This is a genomic window from Pantoea phyllosphaerae, from assembly GCF_051025595.1.
GTDB lineage: Bacteria > Pseudomonadota > Gammaproteobacteria > Enterobacterales > Enterobacteriaceae > Pantoea.
In genome coordinates, this window is record NZ_JBPFDE010000017.1 from 1 (window position 1) to 16,445 (window position 16,445).

Below are 16,445 nucleotides of genomic sequence, written 5' to 3' on the forward strand. Positions count from 1 at the left end.
AGCTGGCCCGGGGCGCGGGTGCAGGGCCGGCGCCCACCGGCCCTGCTCGGTCGCCCGCAGCGGGCGAAATGAAACTGTCCGCCTGAGAGGCGAACGAAACCTGCGCTACAGCCGAGCGAACGAAACCCGCGCCGCCGCCAGGCGCCCTGCTGCCCCTTATTCCCTTTGGTTCTGACCTATAGCCAAATTCCCAGTCCGGAAGATAGACGCGCCTGCGCCTTGCCACTAAAGTGGAGACTCATCACTACAGGAGCGCGATCCCGCATGACCCTATCCCCTGCCCTGCTCGACAAAGCCCAACACTGGCGTCATCAGCTGCACCGCGAACCGGAACTCGGTTATCAGGAGCACAAAACCAGCGATCTGGTGGCGCAGGAGCTGGAGATGGCGGGATTGCAGGTGCATCGCGGGCTGGCTGGCACTGGCGTGGTTGGCACGCTGCGCAACGGCGACGGCCCGGTTATCGGGCTGCGCGCCGATATGGACGCCCTGCCCATCACCGAAAAAGGCTGCCCGCAATGGCGCTCTGCGCGTCAGGGCGTGATGCACGCCTGCGGCCACGACGGCCATACCTCGATACTGCTGGCGGCGGCGCTGCAGCTGGCGGCCACGCGTCGCTTTCGCGGCACGGTGCACTTTATCTTTCAGCCCGCCGAGGAGAATCTGGGCGGCGCGCGCAAAATGGTCGAGGAAGGCCTGTTTCAGCGCTTCCCCATGGATGCAGTCTATGCGCTGCATAACTGGCCGGGCTTGCCGGTGGGATCGCTGGCAGTCAACCCCGGCGCGATGATGGCATCACTCGACTCGTTTGAAATTACCCTGACCGGCAAGAGCTGCCACGCGGCGATGCCGGAAAGCGGCGCCGATCCGATGGTGGTGGCCGCCGAACTGATTCTGGCGCTGCAAACCATTCCGTCGCGTCGCCTCTCGCCGCTCGCCTCGGCGGTGGTCAGCGTCACGCAGATCCACGGCGGTGAAGCGATTAACGTCATTCCGGAGACCCTGGTGCTGCGCGGTACGGTGCGATGTTTGCAGACCGACGTACGCAACAAGGTGCGCGGTCTGATCGAGGAATTTGTCACTACCCTGCCGCGCCCGTTCGGCGTCAGCGGCGCGATTCACTGGTTTCCTGGCTATCCGGTTACCGCTAACCACGCCGACCCCGCTGAGCAGGTCCGCATGGCGGCGCAGCAGATGCTGGGCGAAGAGCAGGTCCACTGGCAGGTCAATCCCTCCATGGCCTCAGAAGATTTTGCCTGCATGCTTGATGTCTGTCCTGGCGCCTATTTCTGGCTGGGCGCCGATGGCGCGACGCCTTCTGCGCCGCTGCACAATGCCGAGTATGACTTTAACGACGCGCTCATCCCGCTGGGCGTGACGTTCTGGCAGCGCCTGGTCGAACAGGCGCTGCCGCAAGGCTAACTTAATATCCGGCAGCGCTGAGGCGTGCCAGGCCCGCCTCCAGCGACGCGCTCTCTCCGCTGGCGCGCAGGCAGCAGGCGAGTTGCAGACGCAGCGCCTGCGGTACCGGAAGCTCCCCCTTCAGCACTCTTTCCGTCCAGCGCGCGGTCGCTTCGGCCGATTTATCCGCCGGCAGCTCCGGCGCCGCTTCCGGCTGGCGCTCAACCCACACTTCCGCTCCGCCTCCTGCACCGGGAATAAAGCTGATCGCCGGACAGCGCAGCGGACTGGCGTAGACTTCGCCTTCCGTGCCGTTGAGCAGAATGGCGGGGGCGTCGATATCGCTAAAGAATTTCGCCACGCGCGGCACATATTCCGGATGCGATACGCTGGAGAGACGCAGCGCGTCGCGTTCGCCGAACGGCGTCGCCAGCTTCACCAGCGTATGGGCGCTGCTGCGCACCCCCATCCGCCAGCGCAGCGAAAGCTGCTTCGCCATCGGCGGACAGAGATGATCGATGGTGATAAAGGCGAGGCCGCCCTGGTCCAGCGTCGCCTGCGCCTGCTGCTGCGTGGTCACTGCCGCAATGCCGAGCGCGGCGAATACCGCCTCGCTGGTGACGCGCGTCGGATCGTCGCTGACGCCGTGCACCAGCACCGGAAAGCCCAGCCGATTGAGCAACAGCGCCAGCAGCGGCGTCAGGTTACCCTGACGCCGCGCGCCGTTGTAGCTGGGGATAACCACCGGCTGTGGACGCTGCGCGGGCGCCTGCAGCGACATCATGCGCGCCTGCATCGCCTGATAGAAACCGCGCATCTCCTCTTCCCCTTCGCCCTTGATGCGCAGCGCGATGAGAATACCGCCCAGCTCCAGCTCCGGCACTTCCTCCGCCAGCATCGCCGTATAAAGCGCCTGCGCAGTGGCGAGGTCGAGATGGCGCGCGTGATTTTTGCCGCGTCCGATCTCTTTAATCACTTTGTTCAGTTCCATTCTTCGCTTCCGGTCAGGGGCCGCGCCAGGCGGCGGCCAAAAATGAGTCAGGGGTTAACGCTTTGCCGCTGGCCGTCGGGTGGGGCGCCGTTTATTACCCGCCAGCGCCGGCGCACGTTTCACCTTCAGCGCGGCGGGCGCCTCAGGCTGCTCGATCGGAAAGACCGGCAGCGCGGCCAGCAGGCGGCTGCCGTAGGTTTTGCTCAGCAGCCGACGGTCATATATGACAATCTCCCCGTAGCACTGATGGCTACGGATCAGGCGGCCGACCTGCTGAATCAGCGTAAAGGAGGCGCTCGGCAAACTCTGCACCTCAAACGGATAGCGGTTCAGGCTCTTGAGCCATTCGCCTTCAGTCAAAATTACCGGACTGTCCACCGGCGGAAAAGCGATTTTGTGAATATGCACCTGGCTCAGCAGCTCGCCTTTCAAATCCAGCCCTTCCGCGAACGACTGCAGGCCCACCAGAATACTGGTCTCGCCCTTCGCCACCCGTTTACGGTGCAGCTCCACCAGGCGCGAGCGCGGCTGATCGCCCTGCACCAGCATGGTCAGCCGTAGCTCGGGCAACTGGGCGACAAATTGCTGCATTGCGCGGCCGCTGGCGAACAGCACCAGCACCCCCTTGTGCTTCTCCTCTTTCATCTGCTGGCGGAAAAAGGCCGCCATTTCGGCGATATGCTCCGCTTCGTTAGCCAGCAGCGGCTCATAGCGCATCTGCGGGATCACCAGCTTGCCCTGCTCGACATGATTAAAGGGCGAGTCGAGCGCCACAAATCGGTCGCCGGCTTTCTCGCTCAGGCCCGACATCTCCTGCAGGCGGCTGAAGCTGTTAAGCGAGCGCAGCGTAGCGGACGTCACCACCACATGAGGGATTTTGCGCCACAGCAGCTTCTCCAGCTGATCGCTGACGCGAATGCCGGCGCAGTGAAACAGCAGATGCGCCTGGCCCTCGCGCAGCTCGCGTGTGATCCACTTCGACACCGGCGCGCCCGAAGCTTTCGGCATCGCCGCCAGCCGCCACAGCTTGCTGACCGATTCGAACCAGCCGAACTGCCGGTTAAGCTGCAGCAGATTGCGGTGCAGACGCATCAGGTCGACGCTGCCGGTCTGTTCGCTGAGGGCGTTGATCAATCCTTCCGCCAGGCCGCGCAGCGCGTCGCTCAGCTTAAACAGGCGCGCGCAGAGCGCCAGCAGCTCTTCAGGCAGTTCGCCGAGCACAAAGCGAAACTCCCCCGGCTGGTTGTCGGCGGGCAGCAGCGGATTGAGCGCCTGGCTCAGCGTCGTCAGCAGCTCGCGCAGCTCCTCGCAGTGCGCCCTGAGGCGCTCCGGATTGCTGAGCGGCGGCGGCGATTTCGGGCGCATCTGCGTCATAATGCCCTCTACCAGCCGCACGAAGAGATCGAGCTGCAGGCTGCTCCAGCCGGGCGTAATGTCGGCACTCATCTCCAGCGCGTCGCGCGCCACCTCCGGCAGATGGTGGCCTTCATCCAGCACCAGCATCAGGTGCTTCGGCGGCGGCAGAACCGACTCGTTCTCCATCGCCGCCATCACCAGCGCATGGTTAGCCACCACCACATCCACCTGCTCAATTTCGCGACGGGCGACAAAGAAGGGGCATTCGCGATACCAGCGGCAGTGCGCGCCGAGGCAGCTCGCCTTGTCGGTTGAGAGACGCTGCCACAGGCTGTCGCTGATATTCTCTTCGCTGTGATCGCGCAGTCCGTCCCAGGCGTAGCTGCTGAGCGACTTCTCCAGGCGGCCGCACTGCGTCTGCTCCTCCTGCGTGCTGCTTACCGCCTCGTCGTCGAGATAGAGCAGCAGATCGCCCTGCTGGTCGTCGCTGGCGGCCAGCGCTGCCAGATTGCGCGGACAGACGTAGCGCCCACGCCCGAAGGCGGCGGTAAAGGTAAGATCGGGAATGATCTTTTTCAGCAGCGGCAGATCTTTGCTAAAAATCTGATCCTGGAGCGCCACGTTGGCGGTGCTGACAACCAGGGTTTTCTCTTCGGCGCGGCTCGCCGCGATGCCGGGGATCAGGTAAGAGAGGGTTTTGCCAACGCCGGTCGGCGCTTCAATGGCCAGATGACGCGCGTCATCGCCCGCCAGGCACTTCGCCACGTCGGCGATCATCTGGCGCTGCGGCGCGCGGGGAATAAAGTCCGGCACCTGCTGCTGTAGCGCCTTATACCACTGCGCTATCTGGCTTTTTATTGCTGCTGTCAGGGCCATAGTCGTCTACCACCGGGTGAAAATGGCCTGTATTTTTACACAGTAATCCGCCAGCGTCAGCTTTGGGCCGCATTTTTTCGTGCCGTCTCGAAGAATGGCGCCACGGAAAAATCCTGCCGTAGCCAGCGGCGGGGCTTCAGCGCTATGGTGTCGCATCATCGCTGTTCTCATCATAAGGAAGAAGAGATGTTTTTATCCCGCCGCGCCTTTGCCGCGCTCTGCGCCCTGCTGCTCTGGACAGCGCAGGCTGCCGCGCAGTCGACGTATCAGCTGGAGCGGGTGGTTGAGCTGAGCCGCCACGGCGTGCGTCCGCCTACGCCCGGCAACCGCAAAGAGATCGAGGCCGCCACGCAGCGCCCCTGGACAGTATGGAGCACGCGCGACGGCGAGCTGACCGGCCACGGCTACGCGGCGGTAGTCAATAAAGGGCGCTGGGAGGGCGAACATTATCGCCAGCTCGGCCTGCTGACGGCCGGTTGCCCGCAGCCGCAGGATATTTACGTGCGCGCCAGCCCAAAACAGCGCACCCGCGCCACCGCCGAAGCGCTGGTCGACGGCGCCTTTCCCGGCTGCGGCGTGCCGGTGCATCACGTGGCGGGCGATGCCGATCCGCTGTTCCAGACCGACGCCTTCGCCGCGACGGCGACCGATCCCGCACAGCAGCGGGCGGCGGTCGAGGCGAAGGCGGGCGACCTGGCCGCGCGCCAGCGGGCGCTACAGCCCGCCATTCAGGCGCTGAAGCAGGCGGTATGCCTCTCCGACGCCCACTGCGCGCTGTTCGATCGGCCGTGGCAGATCCGCCAGAGCAAAGGCGGTCATAGCTATATCGCCGGCCTGAGCGTGATGGCGAGCATGGCGGAGACGCTGCGCCTCGCCTGGAGCGAGAACCTGCCGTTCAGCCAGATCGCCTGGGGCCATATCACCCGCTCGGCGCAGATCAGCGCCATTCTGCCGCTGCTGACGGCGAACTACGACCTCAGCAACGATGTGCTCTACAGCGCGCAAAGGCGCGGCTCGATTCTGCTCAACGCCCTGCTGGAGGCCGCTGAGGGCCGCGACGCCGCGCCAAATGCGCGCTGGCTGCTGCTGGTGGCGCATGACACCAATATCGCGATGGTTCGCACCCTGATGGGCTTTAGCTGGACGCTGCCCGGCTACGCACGCGGCAATATCCCGCCCGGCGGCAGTCTTGTGCTGGAGCGCTGGCGCAACAACGCCAGCGGTGAGCGCTTTCTGCGCCTCTATTTTCAGGCGCAAAGCCTGGATGACCTGCGTCGTCTGCAGCCGATCGACGCTGCGCATCCGCTGCTGCGCGCGGAGTGGCGGCAGGCGGGATGCCGCGTGACGCCGGTGGGCACCCTCTGCCCGCTGAAGAGCGCCGTTCGCGCGCTAGGCAGGCAGATTGACCGGCGAGCGGTGACGCCGGTCAGCTATGCGCTGCCGTGAGCCGGCAGCGGCTTAAACATCACCGTCGTCGCCTCCAGCTCGCCCGCGATCGATTCGGCGTAGCCCGGAATCGAGCCGGCGATCTGCCAGCCAAGCGAAAGATAGAGCTGCGTGGCGACGTCGCCGCTGCGGGTGTCCAGCACCAGCAGCGTTTTGCCCAGCACCTGCGCGCGCCGCTCGGCCAGCTGCATCAGCTGGCGCCCAATGCCCTGACGGCGAGCGGCGGGATGCACCAGCAGCTTGTTTATCTCCGCGCGATGGCGGCCGTTGGGCATCACGGCGGCGCTCAGGGTTAGCGTGCCGATCACCCGCTCATGCTGGCGCGCAACGATAAGTTCGTTCTCGCCGGTGGCGAGGCTGGCTACGCGCTGCTGCCAGAAATCCTCCATCGCCGCATGGTCATGCGGATCGGTAAAGCCGATGCTGGCCCCGTCCGCCACGCACGCCTGCAGCAGCTCGCAGAGAGAGTGCCGATCGCTGCGCGCTTGCTCGGCGTCAATCCATTCATAAGTCGTCATGGTTTGCACACCACCAGCACATAGCGCGCGCCGTCGGTGAGATGCGCCTCGAACGCCGAGCGACCGGTCAGATGAAAACGCAGGCAGTCGCCGTTCTGTAAGGTCCAGCGCTGCTCGTCCATGGTGATAGTCAGGCCGCCCTGCTGCAGCCAGATATGCTGCTCCAGCCCCTGAACAGGCGGCGCATCGTAATCGATGCGCGCACCCGGCCGCAGTTGTCCCTCCACCAGCTCTGCGCGAAAGTGGGCCGCCGGCGGCGAGACGTTGCGCCGCACGAAGCCGCTGGCGTCGTCGCGCCAGACCGGCTGCTGCTCCGGCGTCAGCAGCAGATTGACCGCCTCTTCCACTTCACTTAACAGCCGCGACATGGTAAGACCATAAGCGACGCACAGGCGATTCAATAAGGCAGCCGTCGGGCTGGTTTCGCCGCGCTCAATACGCGACAATGACGCCCGGCTGATGCCGGTCGCCGTGGCGAGTTCATCCAGCGACCAGCCGTTCTGAACGCGGAGCTCTGCCAGGCGAGCCGCAAGGCGTTGTTCAGTCCTTTCCATCAGCATCATGCGTTTCTCATATATGGGATTTTAATCTCGTAAATGAGATATAGCGTGAAACTTGCGCCTGCGTCAACTTGTACACTTAAAAAACATTTGTACAAGTTGATCGGGTTGGTTAAGGTTATTAGATCGCAGTCAGGAAGTTTGGGGAAGTTATGGCCTTTTACAGTATCGGTGACGTTGCCGAACGCTGTGGAATAAACCCGGTCACGCTGCGTGCGTGGCAACGACGTTATGGCTTATTAAAGCCGCAGCGATCGGAGGGTGGACATCGTCAGTTTGATGACGAGGATGTGCAGCGCATCGAAGAAATTAAACGCTGGATCGAAAGCGGCGTGCCGGTAGGCAAAGTCAAAGCGCTGCTTGAAGGCGAGAGCGTGAACGTGCATGACGGCTGGGTTAACCTCCAGGAAGAGCTGATGAGCGTGCTGCGCCACGTCAAACCGTCGAAGCTGCGCGCCAAGATCGCTGCGCTCGGGCGTGAAAACCCTGTTGATCCGCTTATCGATCACGTCATTATGCCGGTACGGCAGAAACTCGGTCTGGATCAGAATACGGCGCGCGTCATGAGCAGCCTGCTGGACGGCGCGCTGATTGACTATGTCGCCTTCTGTCTGGCTGGCAGTCGTAAAAAAGCGGGCAAAGATGCGCTGATCCTTGGCTGGGCGGTAGAAGATCGCACCCGCATCTGGCTGGAAGCCTGGCGGCTCTCCCAGGAGGGATGGCGGCTTGACGTGCTGGCAGAGCCGCTCGACCTGCCGCGCCCCGAGCTTTTTCCCGGTCAAACTATTTTTGTCTGGACCGGCAAAAAGCTTACGCGTCGCCAACAGGAACAGCTGACGCACTGGCAGGAACAGGGATATGCCATTCGCGCCCACGAGACGCGCTTTCAGTAAAACGCACGCAGGGCCCTTTTCGCCTCGCCCTGCCCGCGTTATTATCCCCGCCTTTCAGGCTCTACTCAGGTTTCTGCATGAACTGGCAAAAAATCTTCTTTGCAACGCTGTTTTTCATTATGGCCGTCGGCGGCACCGGCGGGCTGATGCTGGTCGGCTATACCCTTATTCTCCACTCACGCTAAGCCAGCGCTGCAGACGCTCAAACAGGCGATCGCTGACAATCGCCAGCAGCGCCACCAGCAGCGCGCCCTGAATCACATAGGCGGTGTTAAAGCCGCTTAGTCCGATGATAACGGGCGAACCGAGACTCTCCGCGCCGACGGTTGAGGCGATGGCTGCCGTGCCGATATTGACGATAACCGAGGTGCGCACCCCAGCCAGGATCACCGGCGCAGCCAGCGCCAGCTCTACCTGCCACAAACGCTGCCATGGGCTCATGCCGACGCCGTCGGCGATCTCCCGACTGCTGGCGGGCACGCTATCGAGTCCGGCCAGCGTGCCCTGTAAAATCGGCAGCAGGCCGTATAGCAGCAGCGCGACTACCGCAGGCCAGGCACCGAAGCCCATCACCGGTACGGCGATCGCCAGCACCGCGACCGGCGGAACGGTCTGTCCGGCCGCCACGATGGTTTCGACCAGCGGCCGAAAGCGCCGCCCTGCGCGCCGCGTCACCAGCACTCCGCTGCCGACGCCAACCAGCAGCGCCAGCGCGCTGGCGGTCACCACCAGAAACAGATGCGCCAGCGCCAGCCGGAGAAAGCTCTCCTGCTGGTAGAGTGGCCGCGCCTGCTCCGGAAACCACCAGGCGAAAAGCGGCCCGCTGTAGGGCAGACCAAGCAGCAGCGCCACAAACAGGATGACCAGCCACAGCAGCGGATCCTTTAGCCAGCGCATTATTGCCCCTCGCGCAGGGTCAGCAGATCGCTGAAGTAGAGCACGCCCAGCGGCTGCTGGCGCTCATCCACCACCGGCAGCTTATCGGCGCGCCGGGCGATAAACTGCGACAGCGCTTCGCGCAGCGACTGCGCGGCTGCCAGCGGCTCGCCCTCCAGCCACTCGCCGCGCCGCGCCGCATTGCCGACCTGCCCGAGCGAGAGCAGACGCACGCCCAGCTCGCTTCTGCCGAAGAAGTCCTGCACAAAATCGTTTTTTGGCTGCGTCAGCAGCACGGCGGGCTTGCCCTGCTGCACAATCTCCCCTTGATCCATCAGCACGATGTTATCCGCCAGCGTCAGCGCCTCGTCGATGTCGTGCGTCACCAGCACGATGGTGCGGCCCGACAGGCGGTGAATACGCAGCATCTCCTGCTGCAGCGCGCCGCGCGTGACCGGATCGAGCGCGCCGAAGGGTTCATCCATCAGCAGCACTTCCGGGTCCGCCGCCAGCGCCCGCGCCACGCCGACGCGCTGCTGCTGGCCACCGGAAAGCTGATGCGGCAGACGCCGCGCCAGATGCGTATCCAGACTGAGCAGCGCCAGCAGCTCCTCAACCCGTGCGCGGATGCGGGCTTTCGGCCAGCCGAGCAGCGCAGGCACGGTGGCGATATTTTTTTCCACCGTCCAGTGGGGAAACAGACCGATAGACTGAATGGCGTAGCCCATGCGCCGACGCAAGTCGCGCGCGTCAAGCCGTCGGATCGACTCGCCCGCGAACAGGATTTCGCCCTCGTCGAACTCCACCAGGCGGTTGATCATCTTCAGCGTGGTCGATTTGCCGGAGCCCGAGGTGCCGAGCAGCACGCTAAACTCGCCCTCGCCTATCTGCAGCGATAGATCCTTCACCGCCGCTTTGCCGGCGAAGTGCTTACTGACGCCGTTAAAGTGAATCATGGGTTCTCTCCAGCAGGGAAATCAGCAGGCGGAACAGCGCGTCAATCACGACCGCCAGCGCAATCACCGGGATCACCCCCAGCAGCACCAAATTGAGCGCGCTGCTGAGCAGTCCCTGAAAAATAATGGCGCCGAAGCCGCCTGCGCCGATCAGCGCAGCGATCACCGCCATGCCCAGCGTCTGCACCACCACCACGCGCAGCCCGGCGAGCCAGACCGGCAGCGCCAGCGGCACGTCGACGGCAAAAAAGCGCTGCAGCTGGCCCATGCCCATACCGCGCGCGCTTTCGCGCACGTCGCGCGGCACCTGCTGCAGCCCGGCCACCACGCTGCGCACCAGCGGCAGCAGCGCATAGAGCGTCAGCGCGATCAGCGCCGGCGCCATGCCGATGCCGCTGACGCCCCAGCTTTTCAGCCAGGGAAAGGCGCTCGCCAGCCCGGCCAGCGGCGCGATCAGCAGGCCGAACAGCGCCACCGATGGCACAGTTTGAATAACGTTCAGCACGCTGAAAACGCCGCTCTGCCACGCCGGACGCCGGTGCAGCAGGATGCCGAGCGGCAGGCCGATGAGCAGCGCAGGCAGCAGCGTGCCGCTGAGCAGCGCCAGATGGCGCGCCAGCGCCGCGTCAAACACTGCGTGGCGGTTGGCGTACTCTTTCAGCAGCGACAGCGTGTTCAGCTCGCCGCTGAAGAGCATCAGCAGCGGCAGCAGCCAGATCTGCAGATTGAGCAGCAGGCGCCAGAGGCTATTGCGCGTCAGCGTGCGCGCCAGCTCCGCACCCAGCAGCAGCGTGACGCCGCACGCCAGCCACAGGCCGCCGCCAAAGCTGGTGCGCGCCAGCGCACTGCCCTGCGCCGCCAGCCGCGCCGCCTCATGCCCGCTCAGCCAGACCATGCCGGTCAGCAGCGCGTCGCAGGCGATCAGCATCAGCGCCAGTGCCGGGCGCGTCGGGCGCGCCCACAGCAGCAGCCAGAGCGCCGCCAGCGGCAGCGCCAGCCAGCCTGCGTCGCTGACCTGGCCGAGCATCAGCGGCTCGCCGGAAACCAGCCGGTTCGGCGCATAGCTGAGAAAGGGCAGCCAGTAGAGCGCCAGGCTTAGCAGCAACAGCAGCAGCAGCGCAACCGGCTGGCGGCGCGCGGCCAGCATCGCATCCCGCGATAGCGCCATGGTTTACAGCAGCTTCTGCTGCTGCAGCCATTCGCTCGCCACGCTGCTGGCGTCCTGGCCTTCGACCGCGATCTTCGCGTTGAGCTGCTGCAGGGTTTTCTCATCCAGTTTGCTGAAGACCGGCTTCAGCCAGCTTTCGATGTCGGGATAGGCTTTCAGCACCGCGGCGCGGATGACCGGCGTCGGCGCATAAATTGGCTGTACGCCTCGAGGGTCGCTCAGGGTTTGCAGACCCAGCGCCGCCACCGGGCCGTCGGTGCCGTAGGCCATCGCCGCATTGACGCCGGAGGTTTGCTGCGCCGCCGCCTTAATGGTTACCGCCGTGTCGCCGCCCGCCAGCGAGAGCAGCTGGCTCTGTTTTAGCTTAAAGCCATAGGCTTTTTCAAAGGCTGGCAGAGCGTCGCCGCGCTCGATAAATTCCGCCGAGGCCGCCAGCTTGAAGGTGCCGCCTTTTTTCAGGTAGCTGCTGAGATCGTCAAGCGAGCTGAGCTTGTTCTGCTGGGCGACATCCTGACGCACCGCGATGGTCCAGGTGTTATTCGCTGGCGCAGGCGTCAGCCACACCAGCTGATTTTTGTCGGCGTCGAGCTTTTTCACCTTCTCATAGCCCTGACGCGCATTTTTCCAGGCGGCGTCTTTTTCATCGTTAAAAAAGAACGCGCCGTTGCCGGTATATTCGGGATAGATGTCCAGTTCACCGGCGGTAATGGCGCCGCGCACCACCTGGGTGTTGCCGAGCTGGATTTTATTCACCGTTTTCACGCCGTGCTTTTCCAGCACCTGCAGGATGACATTGCCCAGCAGCGAACCTTCCGTATCGATTTTCGAACCTACGCGCACGGGATCGGCGGCCTGCGCCGCGCCTGTTGCCAGCAGCAGCGCGGCTGCCGTCAATGCCAGAAAACCAGACCTTGCCATGAGGTGTTCCTTTAATTCGGTTATTTGTGAGGTGCTTATAGAGAATAGTCGTTTCGTCCTGCATCGCGAAATACATTGCCTGAAGCGTGAAGTGTCGCGCCTCAACTTTTTCATACTGTTATCGGCCTGGTTATAACTGAAAAGAATTTACGTCCAGACGTCTGGACGGTAAGCTGTCCATTCACTCACAATAATTACAGACAACATTATGACCGACATGACTTCATCTTCCGCCCACGTGGCGTTAACAGGGAACCGGCCCGAAGGGGAAACGGAGTGGATCCGCAGCGCGGCTGACGTCTCGCGCCTGATCAACAGCGGCGATGGCGCGCGCAATAACGCGCGTATCGTGGTGGCAATCGCGCTGGGCGGGGTGTTTCTCGATGCTTACGATCTTGGCGCGCTGGCGTTCGGCATCAAGGATGTGACGCGCGAGTTTAACCTTTCCCCAACCGGCACCGGCATGGTCGCCTCGGCGATTACCTTTGGTGCCATTGTCGGCGCGCTGATCGGCGGCTACCTCACCGATAAGATCGGCCGCTATCGCGTTTTTATGGCGGATATGTTCTTTTTCGTGGTGGCAGCGCTCGCCTGCGCCTTCGCGCCTAACGAGTATGTGCTGGGCGGTGCGCGCTTTGTGATGGGGCTGGGTGTCGGTATCGATCTGCCTGTGGCGATGGCGTTTCTCGCCGAGTTTTCCCGCCTGCGCGGCAAGGGCAACAAGGCGGCCAGCGTGGCGATGTGGTGTCCTACCTGGTATGCGGCAATCAGCATCTCCTATCTGCTGGTGCTGCTGCTCTACGCGGTGCTGCCGGAGAGCCACACCGGCTGGCTGTGGCGCCTGATCCTCGGCTTCGGCGCGGTGCCGGCGCTGATTATTATCGCTATCCGCAGCCGCTATATGAGCGAGTCGCCGGTCTGGGCGGCCAGTCAGGGCGATCTGAAAGGCGCGGCCGCCATTTTGCGCAGCGGCTGGAATATCAACGCTCAGGTGGCGGAGGAGGCGTCAGCGGCGCCTGTCCAGCCTGCGCGCCGCGCCAGCTGGCGCAACTACGGCGCGCTGCTGCGCGGCGTCTACCTGCGCCGCACGCTGCTGGCGACCATTATCTCCGTCGCCTCTTCCTTCGCCTATAACGCGGTGGCCTTTGGCCTGCCGGTGATCATCACCAGCTTTTTCGCGCAGTCGATGCTGACCACGATTCTGGTGTCGCTGGCGCTCAATTTGCTGTTCGCCTTTGTTGGCGGTGTGCTGGCGGTACGCCTGGTGCCGCGTCTGGGCGCGTGGAAGATGTCGGTGACAGGCTACGCCTGCCAGTGCGTGGCGCTGCTGGGACTGGCGCTGATTGGGCGTCCCGAAGGCGGTCAGGAGGCGGGCATCGCCATCGCGATGCTGGCGCTGTTCTTATTTGGTCAGGGTTTTGGCCCCGGTTCGCATACCATGACCTTTGCGTCACTCAGCTACCCCACTTCGCTGCGCGGCGTCGGCGTCGGTTTTAACCAGACGCTGATGCGCGGCAGCTCAACCGTTTCGCTGTTTCTGTTTCCGGTGCTGGTCGCCGCGCTGGGCACCGGCGTTTTCTGGGTGATTTTCCTGGCGCCGCTGGCCGGTCTGCTGGCGCTGCTGGCGATCCGCTGGGAGCCGTCGGGCTACGATGTGGACGCGGAAGATTTTGCCGGACGTTAAAAAACTCGGTCGGGCTGAGTGCTAACGCGGAAGAGAGGGGCCGATCGCAAAGACGCAAAAGCGGCATCCCTGCCAGCTCGTCCCGCCTCTTCCTGAGGCGGGACGCTTTGCTCTTCGGCCTCTCTCTTCCGCTTGCAGGCAAAGTGCCAGCTGTAAGAAGTTCTACAGACGGTGCGTCTTTATGCCGGCATACTCAACGCATTTAAATAGGCGGGGATGCGTGGAAAGGTGTAGAGAAACCAGGGCGTAAACTGCTGCGGCTCCTCAAGCATCGCGCGCTGGATGTCGCTCACCGAGAGATAGCGCCAGTCGTCCGCTTCCTGGGGGTCGGGCGTCGGTGGCTCATCGCTGACGGCGAAATAGACATGGCCATACTCATGCTCGATCAGGCCGTTGCTGAGCGGCAGATTGTAGCTCAGCTCAAAGACCGGCGTCAGCGACAGCGCCAGCCCCATCTCCTCGTACAGGCGGCGCTCCGCTGCCTGCTGCGTTGGCTCCGCCGGACAGGGGTGCCCGCAGGTGGTGTTGCTCCACAGCCCGCCGCAGTGGTATTTGCCGCTGGCGCGGCGCTGCAGCAGCAGTTCGCCAGACGAATTAAATACGTAGACCGTGACCGCGCGATGCAGCAGTCCCTTCTCATGCACTTCCAGCTTTTCCATTTTACCGGTGGGACGATCGAGATAGTCGACGAGAATAACTTCGATAGCAGACATGAGGATTCCTTAAGATAACTCTGACTATTCTGGCACATCCCTGCCGTTTCATGCCGCGTGAATTTGTGCGGTTTGCCGCAAAAAAACGGGCTCGCCTGCGCGAGCCCGTGGATGACGCTTACAGGCGGAAGCTCTGCACCACCTGCTCCAGCTGCACGCTCTGCTCTTCCATCGCCTGGGCGGCGGCGGAAACCTGCTCCACCAGCGCGGCGTTCTGCTGCGTGGTACCGTCGAGCTGAGTGATCGCCACGTTCACCTGCTCAATGCCCATGCTCTGCTCGCGGCTGGCGGACATGATTTCGCTCATCAACGTGGTGACGCTGCTGACGCCCTGCATCAGTTCATCCATGGTCTCACCCGCCTGCTCCACCAGCTGGCTGCCGGCATCGATGTTGGCCACCGACTCCTCAATCAGCTTTTTGATTTCGCGCGCCGAGTTGGCCGAACGCTGTGCCAGATTGCGCACCTCAGAGGCGACCACCGCGAAGCCGCGGCCCTGCTCGCCTGCCCGCGCGGCCTCTACCGCGGCGTTGAGCGCCAGGATGTTGGTCTGGAAGGCGATGCTGTCGATAACGCTGATGATATCGACCACTTTACGTGACGAGTGATGGATCTCGCCCATGGTGCTTACCACCTGACGCACCACTTCCGTACCGCGCGCCGCCACCTGCGACGCATTGCCCGCCAGCTGGTTGGCGTGGGTGGCGTTATCGGCATTCTGGCGCACCGTGCCGGTCAGTTGCTCCATAGAGGCAGCGGTTTCGACGATTGAGCTGGCCTGATCTTCGGTGCGTGACGAGAGGTTGGCGTTGCCGCTGGCGATCTCGCGCGATGCGGCGGTGATCGCCAGCGCGCTGTCGCCGACCTGACGCATCAGCCCCTGCAGATAGCCGATAAAGTTGTTGAAGCTCTGCGCCACGGCGTTGAACTCCGGGCTGTTGCTGGTCGGCAAACGCTGGGTCAGATCGGCCCCGCCCTGCGCCAGCGCGTCGATATTGCTGTGCAGCGCGTTAAGACGCTTCATCATTGAACGAATAAAGCCCAGCAGCACCAGCAGCAGCACGATTGCCAGCGGGATCTGCACCAGGCCAAGGCGCGTCAGCATGTCGTGCGTCTGCGCGGTGAGCAGGCTGGTCGGCACGTCGCTGGCCAGATACCACGGGCTGCCCGGAATCGCCTGCAGGAACAGCGTGTGTTCGCCATCCTCTCCGTCAAAGGTCGTCTCGGTAGGCTGCGTGCCCGCGCTGCTCAGCAGACCTTTTAGCGGCGCCGCCATCGGCAGCTGCAGATCGGTCAGGTTTTCCAGCTTCGGCGTACCATCCACCAGCGCGGCATTGCCCACGACTTTGCCGTCGGCCTCGACGATCAGCACGCGTCCCTGAATAGCGTCGCCCATCTCTTTCGCCAGATGGTTGAAAAAGCCGAGGGTGACGTCGATGGTGGCAACGCCCCAGACGGTGCCGTCGCGATAGATCGCCATGGCGCAGTTGGTGCGCGGCTGCGGACTGGCGGCATCCTGGTAGGCTTTCGCCCAGGCGCACTGCCCTTTCGGCGCGGCCATGCCGTCTTTGTACCAGGGTTGCTCCCAGTATTTGTCGGCGGCGTCAGAGTTCCAGTAGGTGTTGACCTGTAGCTGGTTGCTGGCATTGCGCGCAAAGAAGCTGCTGTCTTTCTCTTTCGCCGGATCGCGGCGGTTAGGCAGCGGCCAGATGCCGCCGCCAAAGACGTTGCTGTCCTGATACTGGTTTACCAGCGCCGGCAGCATCTGGTCGATGGCGGAACTCTCCATAACGCTCGCGGCTTCGGTAATAGCGCGCTGCTGCGCCTGCACGCGGTTCATCTGTTCCACGATACCGGTCGCCAGCGCGTCAACCTGATAGCGCACCAGTTGGCTCTGGTTAGCGGTCAGCTGCGGCGCGATAAATTGTTTAATCACCACCACGGTGATCAGCATCAAAACGAGAAAAAAGAGTACAAGAACCGCAGTAAAGCGGGATTGTGTTGTTTTTAGCATCTGCTTTCCCCTGGCAGAAACGGCGCGATTGCCTGATCAGGGTTAACGGCGCGGCAAAAGCTAACTTGAGATGCG

At 63.3% G+C, this 16,445-nt stretch carries 15 protein-coding genes; 5 read left to right on the forward strand and 10 right to left on the reverse strand.

The annotated features are described in order from the left end of the window. Nucleotides 1-264 precede the first annotated feature (264 nt). Complete coding sequence (locus ACR6A7_RS18355; RefSeq protein ID WP_434126647.1) at nt 265-1,422, forward strand: M20 aminoacylase family protein; 1,158 nt, start codon at nt 265-267, stop codon at nt 1,420-1,422. A gap of 1 nt (nt 1,423) precedes the next feature. Here ACR6A7_RS18355 and ybiB read toward each other — a convergent pair whose 3' ends face one another. Both ybiB and dinG read right to left on the reverse strand, forming a co-directional pair. Next, nucleotides 1,424-2,392: a DNA-binding protein YbiB gene (gene ybiB, locus ACR6A7_RS18360; RefSeq protein WP_434126649.1), complete on the reverse strand. Its 969-nt coding sequence runs from the start codon at nt 2,390-2,392 to the stop codon at nt 1,424-1,426. Nucleotides 2,393-2,446: 54 nt separating this feature from the next. Further along, the gene (gene dinG / locus ACR6A7_RS18365) at nt 2,447-4,624 is read right to left on the reverse strand and encodes an ATP-dependent DNA helicase DinG (RefSeq protein WP_434126651.1); all 2,178 of its coding nucleotides are present in this window, start codon (nt 4,622-4,624) and stop codon (nt 2,447-2,449) included. A gap of 186 nt (nt 4,625-4,810) precedes the next feature. Between dinG and ACR6A7_RS18370 the strand changes: the two genes are divergently transcribed. After that, nucleotides 4,811-6,070: a histidine-type phosphatase gene (locus ACR6A7_RS18370; protein ID WP_434126653.1), complete on the forward strand. Its 1,260-nt coding sequence runs from the start codon at nt 4,811-4,813 to the stop codon at nt 6,068-6,070. Here ACR6A7_RS18370 and ACR6A7_RS18375 read toward each other — a convergent pair. Further along, the gene (locus ACR6A7_RS18375; RefSeq protein WP_434126654.1) at nt 6,055-6,588 is read right to left on the reverse strand and encodes a GNAT family N-acetyltransferase; all 534 of its coding nucleotides are present in this window, start codon (nt 6,586-6,588) and stop codon (nt 6,055-6,057) included. The genes ACR6A7_RS18370 and ACR6A7_RS18375 overlap by 16 nt on opposite strands. Beyond that, nucleotides 6,585-7,148, reverse strand: coding sequence for a helix-turn-helix domain-containing protein (locus tag ACR6A7_RS18380; RefSeq protein WP_434126774.1), 564 nt, complete (start codon nt 7,146-7,148; stop codon nt 6,585-6,587). The genes ACR6A7_RS18375 and ACR6A7_RS18380 overlap by 4 nt, the downstream gene beginning before the upstream one ends. A gap of 152 nt (nt 7,149-7,300) precedes the next feature. Here ACR6A7_RS18380 and ACR6A7_RS18385 point away from each other — a divergent pair, with 152 nt between their 5' ends. Together ACR6A7_RS18385 and ACR6A7_RS21150 are read left to right on the forward strand one after the other, a co-directional pair. Then, nucleotides 7,301-8,041, forward strand: a complete 741-nt coding sequence (locus ACR6A7_RS18385) for a MerR family transcriptional regulator (protein WP_434126655.1) — start codon at nt 7,301-7,303, stop codon at nt 8,039-8,041. Nucleotides 8,042-8,118: 77 nt separating this feature from the next. Beyond that, complete coding sequence (locus ACR6A7_RS21150; RefSeq protein WP_491565906.1) at nt 8,119-8,226, forward strand: hypothetical protein; 108 nt, start codon at nt 8,119-8,121, stop codon at nt 8,224-8,226. Here ACR6A7_RS21150 and ACR6A7_RS18390 read toward each other — a convergent pair. From ACR6A7_RS18390 to osmF, 4 genes are read right to left on the reverse strand one after another with little or no spacing between them, the layout of a single operon-like run. Continuing rightward, complete coding sequence (locus ACR6A7_RS18390) at nt 8,207-8,938, reverse strand: ABC transporter permease (protein ID WP_434126656.1); 732 nt, start codon at nt 8,936-8,938, stop codon at nt 8,207-8,209. The genes ACR6A7_RS21150 and ACR6A7_RS18390 overlap by 20 nt on opposite strands. After that, entirely contained in the window at nt 8,938-9,873 is a 936-nt protein-coding gene (locus ACR6A7_RS18395; protein WP_434126657.1) for an ABC transporter ATP-binding protein, read from the reverse strand. Before ACR6A7_RS18395 ends, ACR6A7_RS18390 begins: the two co-directional genes overlap by 1 nt. Continuing rightward, nucleotides 9,860-11,041, reverse strand: coding sequence for an ABC transporter permease (locus tag ACR6A7_RS18400; protein ID WP_434126659.1), 1,182 nt, complete (start codon nt 11,039-11,041; stop codon nt 9,860-9,862). The genes ACR6A7_RS18395 and ACR6A7_RS18400 overlap by 14 nt, the downstream gene beginning before the upstream one ends. A 3-nt stretch (nt 11,042-11,044) precedes the next feature. Continuing rightward, a complete protein-coding gene (gene osmF, locus ACR6A7_RS18405) occupies nt 11,045-11,959 on the reverse strand; it encodes a glycine betaine ABC transporter substrate-binding protein OsmF (protein WP_434126661.1) in 915 nt (304 codons plus the stop codon). A 208-nt stretch (nt 11,960-12,167) separates the two neighbouring features. On the opposite strand from osmF, the gene ACR6A7_RS18410 reads away from it, so the two are divergent. Continuing rightward, the gene (locus ACR6A7_RS18410; RefSeq protein WP_434126663.1) at nt 12,168-13,643 is read left to right on the forward strand and encodes an MFS transporter; all 1,476 of its coding nucleotides are present in this window, start codon (nt 12,168-12,170) and stop codon (nt 13,641-13,643) included. Nucleotides 13,644-13,822: 179 nt separating this feature from the next. Here the strand turns inward: ACR6A7_RS18410 and idi are convergent, their stop codons facing one another. Both idi and ACR6A7_RS18420 read right to left on the reverse strand, forming a co-directional pair. After that, nucleotides 13,823-14,356 (reverse strand): isopentenyl-diphosphate Delta-isomerase, encoded by a 534-nt coding sequence (gene idi / locus ACR6A7_RS18415; protein ID WP_434126665.1) that lies wholly within the window; start codon nt 14,354-14,356, stop codon nt 13,823-13,825. 118 nt (nt 14,357-14,474) lie between these two features. Beyond that, the gene (locus ACR6A7_RS18420) at nt 14,475-16,370 is read right to left on the reverse strand and encodes a methyl-accepting chemotaxis protein (protein WP_434126667.1); all 1,896 of its coding nucleotides are present in this window, start codon (nt 16,368-16,370) and stop codon (nt 14,475-14,477) included. Nucleotides 16,371-16,445: the final 75 nt, after the last annotated feature.

What these genes read in the sequence shown, in the direction of transcription:
- ACR6A7_RS18390 (WP_434126656.1), bottom strand. Translation starts at nt 8,938, where the DNA reads ATGCGCTGGCTAAAGGATCCGCTGCTGTGGCTGGTCATCCTGTTTGTG.
- ACR6A7_RS18370 (WP_434126653.1), top strand. Translation starts at nt 4,811, where the DNA reads ATGTTTTTATCCCGCCGCGCCTTTGCCGCGCTCTGCGCCCTGCTGCTC.
- ACR6A7_RS18385 (WP_434126655.1), top strand. Translation starts at nt 7,301, where the DNA reads ATGGCCTTTTACAGTATCGGTGACGTTGCCGAACGCTGTGGAATAAAC.
- ACR6A7_RS18395 (WP_434126657.1), bottom strand. Translation starts at nt 9,873, where the DNA reads ATGATTCACTTTAACGGCGTCAGTAAGCACTTCGCCGGCAAAGCGGCG.
- osmF (WP_434126661.1), bottom strand. Translation starts at nt 11,959, where the DNA reads ATGGCAAGGTCTGGTTTTCTGGCATTGACGGCAGCCGCGCTGCTGCTG.
- dinG (WP_434126651.1), bottom strand. Translation starts at nt 4,624, where the DNA reads ATGGCCCTGACAGCAGCAATAAAAAGCCAGATAGCGCAGTGGTATAAG.
- ACR6A7_RS21150 (WP_491565906.1), top strand. Translation starts at nt 8,119, where the DNA reads ATGAACTGGCAAAAAATCTTCTTTGCAACGCTGTTTTTCATTATGGCC.
- ACR6A7_RS18420 (WP_434126667.1), bottom strand. Translation starts at nt 16,370, where the DNA reads ATGCTAAAAACAACACAATCCCGCTTTACTGCGGTTCTTGTACTCTTT.
- ACR6A7_RS18375 (WP_434126654.1), bottom strand. Translation starts at nt 6,588, where the DNA reads ATGACGACTTATGAATGGATTGACGCCGAGCAAGCGCGCAGCGATCGG.
- idi (WP_434126665.1), bottom strand. Translation starts at nt 14,356, where the DNA reads ATGTCTGCTATCGAAGTTATTCTCGTCGACTATCTCGATCGTCCCACC.
- ACR6A7_RS18410 (WP_434126663.1), top strand. Translation starts at nt 12,168, where the DNA reads ATGACCGACATGACTTCATCTTCCGCCCACGTGGCGTTAACAGGGAAC.
- ACR6A7_RS18355 (WP_434126647.1), top strand. Translation starts at nt 265, where the DNA reads ATGACCCTATCCCCTGCCCTGCTCGACAAAGCCCAACACTGGCGTCAT.
- ACR6A7_RS18400 (WP_434126659.1), bottom strand. Translation starts at nt 11,041, where the DNA reads ATGGCGCTATCGCGGGATGCGATGCTGGCCGCGCGCCGCCAGCCGGTT.
- ybiB (WP_434126649.1), bottom strand. Translation starts at nt 2,392, where the DNA reads ATGGAACTGAACAAAGTGATTAAAGAGATCGGACGCGGCAAAAATCAC.
- ACR6A7_RS18380 (WP_434126774.1), bottom strand. Translation starts at nt 7,148, where the DNA reads ATGCTGATGGAAAGGACTGAACAACGCCTTGCGGCTCGCCTGGCAGAG.